At 66.3% G+C, this 14,581-nt stretch carries 14 protein-coding genes; 1 reads left to right on the top strand and 13 read right to left on the bottom strand.

Going from position 1 to position 14,581, the window contains the following annotated elements:
- Window positions 1–64: 64 nt before the first annotated feature.
- Window positions 65–1,957, bottom strand: coding sequence for a potassium transporter Kup (locus tag X946_RS15945; RefSeq protein ID WP_038749202.1), 1,893 nt, complete (start codon window positions 1,955–1,957; stop codon window positions 65–67).
- On the opposite strand from X946_RS15945, the gene X946_RS31375 reads away from it, so the two are divergent.
- Window positions 1,922–2,116 carry a hypothetical protein gene (locus X946_RS31375; RefSeq protein ID WP_081989631.1) on the top strand — a complete coding sequence of 65 codons (195 nt, stop codon included), beginning with the start codon at window positions 1,922–1,924 and terminating at the stop codon, window positions 2,114–2,116. The genes X946_RS15945 and X946_RS31375 overlap by 36 nt on opposite strands.
- 127 nt (window positions 2,117–2,243) lie before the next feature.
- Here X946_RS31375 and X946_RS15940 read toward each other — a convergent pair whose 3' ends face one another.
- The 12 genes from X946_RS15940 to hisS form a co-directional block, all read right to left on the bottom strand.
- Window positions 2,244–2,837 carry a phosphoribosyltransferase gene (locus X946_RS15940; RefSeq protein WP_038749199.1) on the bottom strand — a complete coding sequence of 198 codons (594 nt, stop codon included), beginning with the start codon at window positions 2,835–2,837 and terminating at the stop codon, window positions 2,244–2,246.
- A 6-nt stretch (window positions 2,838–2,843) separates the two neighbouring features.
- Complete coding sequence (locus X946_RS15935) at window positions 2,844–4,190, bottom strand: adenylosuccinate synthase (protein WP_038749196.1); 1,347 nt, start codon at window positions 4,188–4,190, stop codon at window positions 2,844–2,846.
- Between the two features lie 124 nt (window positions 4,191–4,314).
- On the bottom strand, window positions 4,315–5,463 hold the full coding sequence (locus X946_RS15930; RefSeq protein ID WP_038749194.1) for an ATP phosphoribosyltransferase regulatory subunit: 1,149 nt from the start codon (window positions 5,461–5,463) through the stop codon (window positions 4,315–4,317).
- A gap of 122 nt (window positions 5,464–5,585) precedes the next feature.
- On the bottom strand, window positions 5,586–5,777 hold the full coding sequence (locus X946_RS15925) for a DUF2065 domain-containing protein (protein ID WP_038749191.1): 192 nt from the start codon (window positions 5,775–5,777) through the stop codon (window positions 5,586–5,588).
- 24 nt (window positions 5,778–5,801) lie between these two features.
- Entirely contained in the window at window positions 5,802–6,701 is a 900-nt protein-coding gene (hflC, locus tag X946_RS15920) for a protease modulator HflC (protein WP_038749188.1), read from the bottom strand.
- Window positions 6,702–6,716: 15 nt separating this feature from the next.
- The gene (gene hflK / locus X946_RS15915) at window positions 6,717–8,048 is read right to left on the bottom strand and encodes an FtsH protease activity modulator HflK (RefSeq protein ID WP_052145104.1); all 1,332 of its coding nucleotides are present in this window, start codon (window positions 8,046–8,048) and stop codon (window positions 6,717–6,719) included.
- 81 nt (window positions 8,049–8,129) lie between these two features.
- Window positions 8,130–9,293 carry a GTPase HflX gene (gene hflX, locus X946_RS15910; RefSeq protein ID WP_186448584.1) on the bottom strand — a complete coding sequence of 388 codons (1,164 nt, stop codon included), beginning with the start codon at window positions 9,291–9,293 and terminating at the stop codon, window positions 8,130–8,132.
- A 71-nt stretch (window positions 9,294–9,364) separates the two neighbouring features.
- Entirely contained in the window at window positions 9,365–9,604 is a 240-nt protein-coding gene (gene hfq / locus X946_RS15905) for an RNA chaperone Hfq (RefSeq protein WP_004192796.1), read from the bottom strand.
- A gap of 133 nt (window positions 9,605–9,737) precedes the next feature.
- Window positions 9,738–11,075, bottom strand: coding sequence for a ribosome biogenesis GTPase Der (der, locus tag X946_RS15900; protein WP_038749180.1), 1,338 nt, complete (start codon window positions 11,073–11,075; stop codon window positions 9,738–9,740).
- Window positions 11,076–11,351: 276 nt separating this feature from the next.
- Window positions 11,352–12,497, bottom strand: coding sequence for an outer membrane protein assembly factor BamB (bamB, locus tag X946_RS15890; RefSeq protein WP_038749175.1), 1,146 nt, complete (start codon window positions 12,495–12,497; stop codon window positions 11,352–11,354).
- 44 nt (window positions 12,498–12,541) lie between these two features.
- Window positions 12,542–13,171: a tetratricopeptide repeat protein gene (locus X946_RS15885; protein WP_038749172.1), complete on the bottom strand. Its 630-nt coding sequence runs from the start codon at window positions 13,169–13,171 to the stop codon at window positions 12,542–12,544.
- Between the two features lie 53 nt (window positions 13,172–13,224).
- The gene (gene hisS, locus X946_RS15880) at window positions 13,225–14,565 is read right to left on the bottom strand and encodes a histidine--tRNA ligase (protein WP_038749169.1); all 1,341 of its coding nucleotides are present in this window, start codon (window positions 14,563–14,565) and stop codon (window positions 13,225–13,227) included.
- Window positions 14,566–14,581: the final 16 nt, after the last annotated feature.

Here is a 14,581-nt window from a genome sequence, read left to right as displayed (position 1 = left end):
CGATGCACATAGCCTGCGGGCCGCGCCGTTGCCGAAGAACGACGGACGCGGCCCGCGTCGTCGCTCAGATCTCGATCTTCGTGCCGAGCTCGACGACGCGGTTCGCCGGAATCGAGAAGAAATCGGTGGGCTTCGCGGCGTTCTGATGCATCCATGCGAACACGCGTTCGCGCCAGATCGACATGCCCGGCAGATGGGTCGGCACGACCGTTTCGCGCGCGAGGAAGAACGACGTGTCCATCAACTCGAACGTGATGCCGCGCTGACGCGCCACTTCCTCGAGCGTCGCCTTCACGTCCGGCGTTTCGTTGAAGCCGTACTCCGCCTTGACGATGTAGAGCCCTTCGCCCGCGTCGTGGATCGTCACTCGTTCGTCATCCCTCACGTACGGAATGTCGCGCGTGACGAACGTGAGGAAAATGGTTCGCTCGTGCAGCACCTTGTTGTGCTTCAGGTTGTGCAGGAGGCTCACCGGCACGAGCGTGTCGTTGCCCGTCAGATAGATCGCGGTGCCCGACACGCGGTGCGGCGGATGCGCGAGCAGGCCCTGCAGGAACGGCGCGAGCGGAATGCCGTCGGCTGCCGTGCGCTCCTTGACGAGGTGACGCCCCTTGTACCAGGTCGTCAGCAGGAAGAACAGCAGCGCGCCGATGCCGAGCGGCAGCCAGCCGCCCTGCTCGACCTTCAGCAGGTTCGCGCCGAAGAAGCCGAGATCGACGACGAGAAACACGCCGATGATCGCCGCGACGAGCAGCTTGTTCCAGTTCCAGACCTTCACCATCACGACGGCGGCGAGGATCGTCGTGATCACCATCGTCGCCGTCACCGCGATGCCGTACGCGGCCGCAAGGTTGTCGGAGCTCTTGAAGCCGATCACGATGCAGAGGATCACGAACAACAGCAGCCAGTTGACGACGGGCACGTAGATCTGGCCGATCGCGAGCTCCGACGTGTGCAGGATCTTCATCCGCGGCACGTAGCCGAGCTGGATCGCCTGGCTCGTCAGCGAGTACGCGCCCGAGATCACCGCCTGCGACGCGATGACGGTGGCGACCGTCGACAGCACGACGAGCGGCAGCGCCGCCCATTGCGGCGCGAGCAGGAAAAACGGATTCTCGATCGCCTTCGGATCGAGGAGCAGCAGCGCGCCCTGGCCGAAGTAATTGAGCACGAGCGACGGCATCACGAGCACGTATGCGGCGAGCCGGATCGGCTTCGCGCCGAAGTGGCCCATGTCCGCATAAAGCGCCTCCGCCCCCGTCAGCACGAGCACGACGGAGCCGAGCACCACGTACGCGAGCAGCACGTGCTCGGACATGAACGAGAACGCGTAGTACGGGTTGATCGCCGAGACGATCATCGGCGCGCGCACGATATGGTAGACGCCGAGCACGGCGATCGTGACGAACCAGAGCACCATGATCGGGCCGAACAGCTTGCCGACCGTCGCGGTGCCATGCCGCTGTATCCAGAACAGCGCGATCAGGATCACGATCGTGATCGGCAGCACGAGGTGCGTCAGTTGCGGCGCCGCGACCTCGAGGCCCTCGACCGCCGACATCACCGAGATCGCCGGCGTGATCACCGCGTCGCCGTAGAACATGCATGCGCCGAATATGCCGAGCGCCATCATCAGGCCGGTGACGCGCGACTTCGGATTCAGCGGCCGCAGCGACAGCGCCATCAGCGCGAGCACGCCGCCTTCGCCGTTGTTGTCGGCGCGCATCACGAACAGCACGTACTTGATGCCGACGACGAGGATGATCGCCCAGAACAGGAGCGAGATCACTCCGAGGATCGAACTTTGCGTGAGAGGAATGCCGTGGGCCGGACTGAACGCTTCCTTGAGCGAGTACAGCGGGCTCGTGCCGATGTCGCCGAAAACCACGCCGATTGCTGCGATTGCGAGCGATTGCAGCGAATGCTGGCGCATGGACGAGTGATTCGTGTCGGTCATAAAAGCGATATAAATCCGTGCTGGGATCGGAAAAACGAGCGCTATTCTAACTGGGCACGCAAAAATGCCGCCCACTGGTGTTGTCAGCACACCACTTGCTGCGGCGCGCCAAGTGTAGCATGGGGTCGTGACGCATCCTGCCGCGACGGGGCGTCATGATAGCCGGGCGAAGACGGCGCGCCTACCCTCGCCGCGCGATTCTTCGGATACCGTAAAGAGGATGTAAAAAGACGGAACAAAAAACGGCGCCGTCGAGGCGCCGTTTTCGATGCTGCGCCGGACGCGCTTACGCGTCGGACGCTTCGTCGCGCTGCATGTTGCCGCGCTTGATCCATGCCGCGAGATTGTGCGGACGCACCGTATCCCATTCCTCGAACGGCTGGTGAATCCACGGATTCGTCGGCAGGTACTGAACGTGGTAATCGGGCTTCACCTTCGAGCAGCCCTTGTACCAGAGCACGGCCGAACGCACGGCCGTCACGGCCGGATAGCGCTCCTTCAGATGCTGCTGAACGCGCGCGAGCGTCACGCCCGAGTCGACGAGATCGTCGACGAGCAGCACGTTGCCCGACAGATCGCCGCGCGTCATCGTGATGTACTGCGCGATGTCGAGATCGCCCTGCTGCGTGCCCGCCGCCTCGCGGTACGAACTCGTCGCGAGGATCGCGAGCGGCAGATCGTAGATGCGCGAAAGCTGATCGCCGACGCGCAGGCCGCCGCGCGCGAGGCAGAGGATCTTGTCGAACTTCCAGCCCGATTCGTGGACGGCGAGCGCGAGCATCTCGATCAGCCGGTGGTATTCGTCCCAGCCGACCCAGAGGTTCTTGTCGTCGTTGCGCGGATCGGACATCGTCAGCGCATGCATGAGATTCTGCGTCATCTACGCTTACACCTTGAACGGATGGCGCAGCAGGATCGTCTCGTCGCGATCCGGGCCCGTGGACACCATGTCGATCGGCACGCCGGCCACTTCCTGCACGCGCGTGAGGTACGCACGCGCGCTCGCGGGCAGCGCATCCCACGAGTTGATGCCGACCGTGCTCTCCTTCCAGCCGCCGAACGTCTCGTAGACGGGCTCGCAGCGCGCGACTTCGGCCGCGCCGCGCGGCAGCAGGTCGACGTCTTCGCCATCGATCTTGTAGCCGACGCACAGCTTCACTTCTTCGAGGCCGTCGAGCACGTCGAGCTTCGTCATGCAAAGGCCCGACACGCCGTTGATCTGGATCGAGCGGCGCAGCGCGGCCGCGTCGAGCCAGCCGGTGCGGCGCGGACGGCCCGTGACGGAGCCGAATTCCTTGCCGACGTTCGCGAGCGTGATGCCGATCTGATCCTGGCGGCTCGGATTATCCGCGTCGTACAGTTCGCTCGGGAACGGGCCCGAACCGACGCGCGTGCAATACGCCTTCGTGATGCCGAGGATGTAGTTGAGCTTCTGCGGGCCGACGCCCGCGCCCGCCGCCGCCGCGCCCGCGACGCAGTTGCTCGACGTGACGAACGGATAGGTGCCGTGATCGATGTCGAGCAGCGTGCCCTGCGCGCCTTCGAACAGCAGGTTGCGGCCCGCGTGGTTCTCTTCGTACAGGCGGCGCGACACGTCCGCGACCATCGGCTTCAGACGATCCGCGTAGCCGAGCATCGTGTCGAGCGTCGCCTGGAAATCGACGGCCGCGCCGCCGAGATACTGGGTCAGCACGAAGTTGTGGAAATCGAGATTCTCGCGCAGGCGATCGGCGAACGTTCTCGCATCGAACAAATCCTGCACGCGCAGCGCACGGCGGCCGACCTTGTCTTCGTATGCGGGGCCGATGCCGCGGCCCGTCGTGCCGATCTTGCCCGCGCCGCGCCGCGCCTCGCGCGCCTGGTCGATCGCGACGTGGTACGGCAGGATCAGCGTCGTCGCCTCGGAGATGAAGAGCCGCTCGCGAACGGACAGGCCCGCCTCTTCCAGCTCGCCGATCTCCTTGAAGAGCGCCTCGGGCGACAACACGACGCCGTTGCCGATGTAGCAGGCGACGCCTTCACGCATGATGCCCGACGGAATGAGGCGCAAGATGGTCTTCTTGCCGCCGATGATGAGGGTGTGGCCTGCGTTGTGGCCGCCCTGGAAACGCACGACGCCCTGAGCGTGGTCCGTCAGCCAGTCGACGATCTTGCCTTTGCCTTCATCACCCCATTGAGTCCCCACGACGACGACGTTGCGCCCGGGGGTCACGTTCACTGCGCTGGCAGACATGTTGATTCGATAGCTGGTTAAAAACGTATTCTACCTAGGTTCGCCGCCGGTTCCGAATTTTTCCGTTTCGCTTCAACGACATTGCACTCTAGAAACGCGCCGGAAGCCCGGCGGCGCGGCGCGTTCAGCGTGGCTCGACCACCCACGCGCCGCCTCGCTCGACGAGCGCGCGATCGCACGCGAACTCGTCGAGCACGTGATCGTGCCCCGGCAGCGCCTGGATCACGACCTCGCCCGCGTCGCGCAGCGCGCCGACTGCCGCGCGCAGCGCGTCATCGTGCTTCCACGGCGCGAGAATCGCGGCGCCGCGCGCCTCGATCGGCGAAATCCGCGCGATTTCGCGCAAGTCGAGCGAAAAGCCCGTCGCCGGACGCGCGCGGCCGTACGCCTGGCCGACGTGGTCGTAGCGGCCCCCGTGCGCGACCGCGTTCGGCACGCCGTCGACGTATGCGGCGAACATCGCGCCGCTGTGGTACGCGTAGCCGCGCAAATCGGCGAGATCGATCGCGACCTCGGCGTCCTTCACCTGCGCGGCGAGGCGCGCGAGATCGTCGAGCGCGCGCGCGATCTCGGGCAGCGCCGGCAACCGACGGCGCGCCTCGTCGAGCACCGACGCGTCGCCGTACAGGCGCGGCAGCGCGCGCAGTGCGGCGCGCGTATCGGCGCCGAGATCGTCGGTCAGCTCGTTCAGGCGCGGCACGTCCTTGCCGGCGAGCGCGTCGTAAAGCGCCTCGCCGCGCTCGGCCGCGACCGCGTCGCGCGCGAAGAGCGCGGCCAGCACGCCCGCATGGCAGAGGTCGAGCCGGATTTTCTTCAGACCAGTCAGATGCAGCGCATCGAGCATCAACTGCTGGATCTCCTCGTCGGCCTCGAGGCCCGCGTGCCCGTAGATTTCAGCGCCGATCTGCAATTGCTCGCGGCTCGCGTGCAGCCCGCGCGGACGCGTGTGCAGCACGGGGCCCGCATAGCAGAGGCGCGTCACGCCCTGGCGGTTCAGCAAGTGCGCGTCGATGCGCGCAACCTGCGGCGTCATGTCCGCGCGCAGACCGAGCGTGCGGCCCGACACCTGATCGACGAGCTTGAACGTGCGCAGGCGCAGCTCGTTGCCGCCGCTCGTCAGCAGCGACTCCAGATACTCGAGGAGCGGCGGCATGACCATTTCGTAGCCGTACGAACGAAAGCGGTCGAGCAGCCTGCGGCGCAGCTCCTCGATCTTGCGCGCCTCCGACGGCAGCACGTCGGCAATATTCTCGGGAAGTAACCAGGTCGACATCGTTGCGGTCCTACGACAGGAAACACGGCGCGCACTGAACGCGCGCCTCGGATTGAAATCGGGTCGGCGCCCGGCGTCCCGGCGCATGGCCGGGAAACGCCGAAGGGGCGCGCGCGGCCGGCTCAGGTGACGAACAGAAGCAGCGCAAGCCCGAGCGCCATCACGATGAACCCGCCGATCCGGATATGGTGCGCGGGCCGCTCCGCTATTCTACGAAACGTGTCGCGCCACGCGCTCGGAAACACGAACGGAAAGGCGCCCTCGATGATGAGCATCAGCGCGAGAGCAAGCAGTAACGAACCAGCGAAATCCATGCGGACGACGACGCCCCTTGCACATCAACGGTTGCGGGGAGCGGCAGCGGGTGCCGCGGCGCCGCCCGTCGGGCTGCGCATGAAGCGGAAGAACTCGCTGTCCGGATCGACGACGATCACGTCGTTCGGCTTGAAGCTGTTCCGATAAGCCTGCAGGCTCGCGTAGAACTGGTAGAACTGCGGATCGCGCCCGAACGCATCGGCGGCAATCGACGCGGCCTTCGCGTCGCCCTCGCCCTTGATCGACTGCGCCGACTTGTAACCTTCCGCGAGGATCGTTTGCTGCTGACGCGCCGCGTCCGCCTTGATCTCCTCCGCCTGCGCCGCGCCTTCCGCGCGCTCCCGCTCGGCCTCGCGCTGCAGCTCGGCCGTCATCCGCTGATACGCGCCGTCCGCCTGCGCGGCGGGCAAGTCGACGCGCGTGAGCTGCACGTCGACGATGTCGATGCCGAGCGGCGCCGCGTCGGCCTGCAGCGAGCGCCTCGCCTCGTCGGCAATCGCGCGCTGGCTGCCGAGCGCATCGTCGAGCTCGCGCTTCGCGAACGCGGCGCCGAGCGCGCCCCTGACGGCCGTCGACAGGCGTTCGGCCTCGCTGCGCGGCGCACCGCCCGTCGCCTTGTAGTACTTGAGCGCGTCGGCGATCCGGTATTTGACGACGGGGCTCACGAGCACGTCGCTTTTGTCCTTCGTCGTCAGCGTTTGCGGATCGGCCGAGTCGAGCGTCTGCACGCGGACATCGACGAGCGTCGCCGTCTGCAGCGGCTGCGGCAGCTTGAAATGGAGGCCGGGGCCGGCGAGCGTCAGCGCGCCGCCGTCGCGCGACGACAGCACGGCCGCGTGGCGCGGATCGACGACGAGCACCGTCGACGCAGCCACCAGCGCGACGACGACGATCGCTACGACGAGCGCAATGATTCGGTTCATATGATGCGCTCCTCGTTACTGCAGATCGTCGGTGCGCGAACGGCTGCGAAACGCCTCGCGCGAGCGCAGCGAATCGCTGCCGGACGCCGGATTCGCGGCGGCGGGCGCCGATGCGTGCGACGCGCCGGCGACGGCCGCAGCCGACGCCGGCGCGGAAAATGCGGGGGCGAACGCCTGGGCGCCGCTCGCGGGTGCCGCGGCGGCGGCGCTCGCCGCCTCTGCCGCGCGCTGGCGGCCCGCCTCGACGATCTTGTCGAGCGGCAGATAAAGCACGCTGTTGCCCGCCTTGTTGCCGACGTACACCTTTGTCGTGTTCGAATAGATCTCCTGCATCGTCTCGAGGTACATCCGCTCGCGAATCACCGCGGGCGCCTTCGAGTACTGCGCGTAGACCTGCTTGAAGCGCTCCGCGTCGCCCTCCGCCTGCGCGACGACGCGCTCGGCGTACGACTTCGCGTCGTCGACCATCTTCGCCGCGTCGCCCTGCGCGCGCGGCAGCAACTCGCTTGCGTACGCCTGCGCGGCGTTCTTCGCGGCCTCGCCGTCCTGACGCGCCTTCGCGATGTCGTCGACGGCCGCCTGCACCTGCTCGGGCGGCGAGACGCTCTGCACGGTCACGCCCGTCACGACGAGGCCCGTGCGATAGCCGTCGAGATCGCGCTGGATTGCTTTCGCGAGCGCATCGCGCAGTGCGTCGCGATCCAGCGCGAGCACGTCGTCCGCGCTCTTCGCGCCGACGATCTCGCGCACCGCCGCCTGCGCCGCCTGCGACACGCTGCGCTCGGGATCGGCGGCGCGAAACAGGTAGTCGGTCGCGGAGCCGACTCGATATTGAACGGCAAAGCGCACGTCGACGATGCCCCCGTCGCGCGTGAGCATCGATGCGTCCTTCACGTTCGCGAGCCGCACGACGTTGTTGCGGCCGATCTCGATCGAGCGCACCTGCGCGGTGTCGACGATCTCGTGCGATTCGAACGGATACGGCAAGCGCCAGTGCACGCCGTCGCCGACCGTGCCCTTGTATTCGCCGAAGCGCAGCACGACGCCCGTCTGGCCGTCCTGGACGATGAAGATGCCGCTGCCGAGATAGATCGCGATCAAGACGCCCGCGACGATGCCGACGCCGACGCGCGCGGCGCGCCCGTTGTCCGGGCGAAGGCCGTTGTTGCCGCCGCCCTTGCCGCCGAGCCAGCCGTTCAGGCGGCGGTTGAAATTCCGCCACATCTCATCGAGATCCGGGGGGCCGTCGTCGCGCCCGTTCGGGCGCTTCGATTCGTTCGCGCGCGGCTTGTCGCCGTTGCCGCCGCGTCCCCAGCGGGGATCGTTGATCGACAGCAAGGCGCGCATACGCCGCCAGGTACTCCGCTCGTTGTAGTCGTTCACCTGTGTTTGTTCACCAGATTGGAGCAACTAGACCGGCCGCAGCCGTCAGCGCCCGTGTTCGGAAACCGGGTGGTCTTCGTGTGGTAGCGCCGGCGCGCCGTCGAGCGGCACGGCGCCGACAAGATGTTCCGCGGTGGCGATCTCGGCAATGGCGGCACGCAGCGAGTCCAGACCCTGGCCCGTGCGCGCGCTCAAAAAGACGCGCGAGATATTACCATATTCGTCCCGCTCGACCGCGCCCCCGCGGGCCGCGAGCTCGGGCACCGCGTCGATCTTGTTGAACACGAGAATCTGACGGATAGAATCCGCCCCGATTTCGTGCAGCACCTCGTTGACCTGCTCGATCTGCTCGAGCCGCACCGCGCTCGACGCATCGACGACGTGCAGCAGCAGATCCGCGTGGATCGTTTCCTCGAGCGTCGCGCGAAACGCCGCGACGAGCTGGTGCGGCAGCTCGCGAATGAAGCCGACGGTGTCGGACACGACGATCTGCCCGACCTCGTCGCCGAGATACACGCGCCGCGACGTCGTGTCGAGCGTCGCGAACAGCTGATCCGCCGCGTATGCCTGCGCTTTCGTGAGCGCATTGAAGAGCGTCGACTTGCCCGCGTTCGTGTAGCCGACGAGCGACACCGACATCGTGCCGCTACGCACCCGCTGCCGGCGCTGCGTGTGATGCTGACGGCGCAGCTTGTCGAGCCGCGACTTCAGCATCTTGATGCGCTCGCCGATCAGGCGGCGGTCGGTTTCGAGCTGCGTTTCGCCGGGACCGCGCAGGCCGATCCCCCCCTTTTGCCGCTCGAGGTGGGTCCAGGCCCGAATCAGTCGGGTCGCAAGATATTGCAGCTGCGCGAGCTCCACCTGCAGCTTGCCTTCGTGGCTGCGCGCGCGCTGGGCGAAAATATCGAGAATGAGGCTCGTGCGATCGACAACGCGCCGATTAAGCATCCGTTCCAGGTTGCGTTGCTGCGCGGGAGCGAGCGCGTGATTGAAGATGACGATTTCGACGTCGTTCGCTTCGCAGGCAAGCCGCAGTTCCTCGGCTTTGCCGCTGCCGACGAACATGGCGGCGTCGGGGCTCGCACGGCGGCCCGTCAGCGTGACGGCGGGATGGGCGCCCGCGCTGGAGGCGAGCAGGCTGAGTTCTTCGAGACTGGCTTCGAAATCGGTCTTGCCGAAATCGATGCCTACTAACGCTGCGTTGATCAAATTATCGGAAGTCAAGATTGGGCGGCTGGCATCGGATGCCGACGGCGACGCGAGCCAGCCGCGGCAATGGGTTAGGACGCTGCTTCCGCATCCGGGTGGAAGTTCACCGGACGCGCCGGCACGACCGTCGAAATGGCGTGCTTGTAAACCATTTGAGTAACCGTGTTCCTGAGCAACACGACGTACTGGTCGAACGATTCGATGTTCCCTTGGAGCTTGATGCCGTTGACGAGATAAATCGAAACCGGTACATGCTCTTTACGCAGTGCGTTCAAAAACGGGTCTTGTAACAATTGCCCTTTGTTGCTCATGGCGTACTCCATCTTTTTTGCAGGTTGATCTAAATTGGGGCGAAGAAAAAGAGATCCGCCGCCAATCGCTACACTATAGCCGATTTTGTCCGCCCCGCCCGGCTCTGCCGTCCGGCCGACGCGGCTGCCTCGCTCAGCCCTTGTCGGCGTAAGGATTGGTCGACGAGCGGAACTCTATGCGCAATGGAGTGCCCGTCAGCGAGAAAGTTTCTCGGAAACGATTCTCGAGATAGCGCTTGTACGTCTCGGTCACGGCGTCGAGCGCATTGCCGTGGATCACGATGATGGGCGGGTTCTGTCCGCCCTGGTGCGCATAGCGCAGCTTCGGCCGCACCGGGCCGCGGCGGCGCGGCTGCTGGAACTCGACCGCCTCGATCAGCGCGCGCGTGAGCTTCGGTGTCGGCAGCTTCTTCATCGCGGCCGCGTATGCGTCGTCGACCGAGCGCATCAGCGCTCCGATGCCCGTCTTCTCCGCAGCCGAAATGAAATGGAACTTCGCGAATTCGAGGAATTTCAGCTTGCGCGTGAGATCGGCCTTCGTGCGCTCGCGCACGTGCGAATCGAGCCCGTCCCACTTGTTCACGCCGACGACGAGCGCGCGCCCCTGCTCGACGACGAAGCCCGCGATGTGCGCGTCCTGATCGGAAATGTCCTGCTGCGCATCGAGCAGAAGAATCACGACGTTCGCGTCGGAGATCGACTGCAGCGTCTTCACGACCGAGAACTTCTCGATCGCCTCGAACACCTTGCCGCGGCGGCGCAGGCCCGCCGTGTCGATCAGCGTGTACTGCTTGCCGTTGCGCTCGAAATCGACATAGATCGAATCGCGCGTCGTGCCCGGCATGTCGAACGCGATCACGCGATCTTCGCCGATCAGCGTGTTGACGAGCGTCGACTTGCCGACGTTCGGCCGGCCGACGATCGCGATCTTGACGCCGCGCGCGGCCGCGTCCTCTTCGCTCTCTTCCGGCTGGCCCGCGTACGCGACCTCGAGCGCCTCGTTGATCATGTCGGTCACGCCGTCGCCGTGCGCGGCCGAAATCGCGCGCGGGTCGCCCAGGCCGAGCTCGTAGAAATCCGACGCGACCGCCGTGTATTTCATCCCCTCGGCCTTGTTGACGACGAGGAAGATCGGCCGTCCGGTCTTGCGCAGGTAGTCGGCGATCGACTTATCCTGCGGCGCGAGGCCGTTGCGGCCGTCGACGATGAACACGACGACGTCCGCCTCCTCGACCGCCTGGCGCGTCTGCCGCGCCATCTCGTGCAGGATGCCGTCCTTCGCGACGGGCTCGAAGCCGCCCGTGTCGACGACGAGATACGGCCGCGCGCCGACCCGCCCCTCGCCGTAGTGGCGATCGCGCGTCAAGCCGGGCAGATCGGCGACCAGCGCATCGCGCGAACGCGTGAGCCGGTTGAACAGCGTGGATTTCCCCACATTGGGGCGCCCAACGAGGGCAATGACCGGTTTCATCTGATTGATGTCGTCTACGTGAAACGCAGCGGCGATGAGCCCGCATTCGGCAGGCGGCTGCGCTTGATGGAAATTAGCACGAATTCGCGCCGACTCGGCGCGCAGGCGGCGGCATACGTGTCGCGCCGCTCATTTTTTTCGATTCGCTCCCGGCCCCGCGGACCGCGCGATGCCGCGCCGCCGGGCCGCGTGCGCCCGGCTACGGCCGCACGCACGCGTCAAAAAATACGAAGCGCGGCCGGCGAAACGCGCGGCCGCGCGAAAAACGCCGCGCGCTTAGCGCGGACGGAAACCGTACACGCCGCCGTCCTGCGTCTGGATGACGAGCGTGTTGCCGGCGAGCACGGGCGCCGCGGCGATCGCGCTGCCGTCCGTCTTCATCCGGGCGACGAACGTGCCGTCGTCGCGCGACAGGAAGTGCACGAAGCCCTTGTAGTCGCCGAACACGACCGCGCGGCCGAGCAGGTACGGCACGCCGACGTCGCGGCTCTTCAGCTTGTCGTTGCGCCAGAGCTCCTTGCCCGTCGCGACGTCGTAAGCCGACACGACCGACCAGTCGTCGCCGCCCGCGACCACCGTATCGTCCTGCGCGACGCCGCTGCGGCTCGAAAACGATTTTTCCCACAGCGGACGGCCCGAGTTCGCGTCGAAGCAGCCGAGCTGGCCCTGGAACGTCACCGCGCAGGTCTCGGCGCCGACGAGAGTCGGCGCGCCCGTCACGTCGTTGATCCGCTCGACCTCCGTCACGCCCTTCGGGAACGACACGGGCGTCTGCCAGAACGGCTCGCCCGTCTGCAGGTTCAGCGCGACGAGGCCGCCGCCCGGAAAGCCCGCGAGCACCGCGGCGTCGCCCGCGAACGTCATGCCGGCCGACACGCGCAGATTGAGCGGCACCGCGCGATTGCGGTACGTCCACTTCTGCTCGCCCGTCTGCCCGTTGAACGCGATCACCTGGCCGTCGATCGTGCGCACGATCACGAGGCCGTTGCCGACGAGCGGCGGCGAGAAGACCTCGCCCTGCACGCTCGTCTTCCACAGCAGCTTGCCGTCCGGGCCGAGCACGAACACGCCGCCCTTCAGCGCGCCGACCGCGGTCAGGGTGCCGTCGCTGCCGACGCCCGCCGACAGGTCGGAGCCGACCTTCGCGCGCCAGACTTCCTGGCCCGTCTTCGCGTCGATCTTCTCGACCGAACCGTTCGCGCCGGCGACGTACACCGCATCGCCCACCGCGACGGGCGAGAACGAGTAGCGGCCGCCCTTGCTGACGCTCGCCTTCCACACTTGCTGCACGTCGAGCACGGGTTTGAACTCGGTAAGCGGCGTCGGCACGCGGCGCGCGTCCTTCGTTGACGAACAGGCCGCGAGAACCAGGACGGCCGCCGCGCAGGCAACGGGTGCAGCGTAACGTTTCAGCAGATTCATCGATAGCGAAGCAAAGTTAAGTTGTAAAACGAAAGCGCACGCGCTCAACCGCCGAGCGCGTCCAGCTTGAACTGCACGAGTTGGCGGGCGGAGGCGTCATCCTTCGGCAGCGAATCGAGCGCGAGCTTGTACGCGGCGCGCGCGTCGTCACTCTTGCCCTGCGCGGCGAGCAGATCGCCGCGACCATTCGCGACGGCGCCCTTGAACGCCTCGGGCGGCGTGCCCGACAGCAGCGCGAGGCCTGCGTCGTACGCCTTCTCGTCGAGCAGCAGCGACGCAAGACGCAGTGTCGCGATCTGCTTGTACTCGCCGTCCTTCGCATGATCGGCGGCCCACTGCAACTGCGCCTTCGCACCCGCCGTATCACCCGCGCCGTACAGCGCCTTCGCCGCCTCGAGCGCCGTCATCTGCGCATAGGCGGTGCCGCCGAACTTGTCCTCCATGTCCGACGCGACGCGCGACACTTTCGCCTTGTCGTTCGACTGGACGGCCTGCTGCACCTGCTCGTAGAGCACGGCCGCTTGCGCGGCCTGGCGGCGCTGCCAGTAGTTCCAGCCGTTCCAGGCGGCCGCGGCGGCGAGGACGGCGATCGCGATCCAGGTCGTCAGATTGCCCCACCGGGCCCACCACGCCTTCAGGCTTTCAATCGATTCTTGTTCGTCGTGATAACTCATCGCCTAGCGATTCCTTCCTGTACACGCTTCTTTGTCGAGCGGATGCGCCGCGATCAGTCGTCGCCGTCTTCGGCGGTTGCAACCATCGCATTGATTAGAAAATCGGTCAAGCTTTCGACCGGCACGGACTGCTGAACGTTCTTTTCGCCGTCGTCGCCCGCGCCGCGCAGCGGCTTCACGCTCGCCGTGCCGTTTGCGATCTCGTCGTCGCCGAAGATCACCGCGAACGCCGCGCCGCTCGCGTCGGCACGCTTCATCTGCGACTTGAAGCTCGCGCCCGCGCCGTCCGCGCTGCAGTGGAGAATCACGTCGAGGCCCGTGTCGCGCAGACGCTCCGCGACGACGAACGCTTGCTCGCGCGCCGCGTCGCCCTGATGGACGACGTACACGTCGACGCCTTCCTGCTCCGGCACGAGGTTCTCTTCCTTCAGCAGCTCGAGAATGCGCTCGACGCCCATCGCCCAGCCGCACGCGGCGGTCGGCTTGCCGCCCAGTTGCTCGATCAGCGGATCGTAGCGGCCGCCCGCGGCGACCGTGCCTTGCGCGCCGAGCTTGTCGGTCACCCACTCGAATACGGTCAGATTGTAGTAATCGAGCCCGCGCACGAGCCGCGGGTTGATCGTAAACGGCAGGTTGTTCGCCTTCAGCAGGCGCTGCAGGCCTTCGAAGTGCGCACGCGACGCGTCGCCGAGGAAGTCGATCAGCTTCGGCGCATTCTGCACGATCTCCTGCAGCGCGGGATTCTTCGTGTCGAGCACGCGCAGCGGATTCGTGTACAGGCGACGCTGGGCGTCGTCATCGAGCTTCTCGACGTGCTGCTCGAGATACTTGACGAGTTCGACGCGGTGCGCCGCGCGCTCCTGCGCAAGGCCGAGCGAGTTGATCTCGAGCTTGATGCCGGTGAGGCCGAGATCGTCCCACAGGCGCTGGCACATCATGATGATTTCCGCGTCGGCGTCCGGCCCCGCGAAGCCGAGCGCCTCGACGCCGACCTGGTGGAACTGGCGATAGCGGCCGCGCTGCGGACGCTCGTGGCGGAACATCGGGCCGACGTACCACAGGCGCTTCGGCCCGTCGTACAGCATGTTGTGCTCGATGGCCGCGCGCACGACGGCCGCGGTGTTCTCGGGGCGCAGCGTCAGGTTCTCGCCGTTGAGCGCGTCGACGAAGCTGTACATCTCCTTCTCGACGATATCGGTCACTTCGCCGATGCCGCGCGTGAAGAGCTGCGTATGCTCGACGATCGGCGTACGGATGTTCTGATAGCCGTACGCGCGCAACAGCGACTTCACGGTCGCCTCGAAGAATTCCCACAAGCCGGCATCCTGCGGGAGGATGTCGTTCATGCCCTTCACGCCCGCGAGCTTCTCGAGCTTTCGCTTTTGTTCTGTCATCTGAAATACGGTGGAC

This window comes from Burkholderia sp. ABCPW 111 (assembly GCF_000773065.1).
GTDB classification, from domain to species: domain Bacteria; phylum Pseudomonadota; class Gammaproteobacteria; order Burkholderiales; family Burkholderiaceae; genus Burkholderia; species Burkholderia savannae.
Note: the sequence above shows the minus strand (reverse complement) of the source record. Positions and strands in the feature narration are given on the sequence as shown.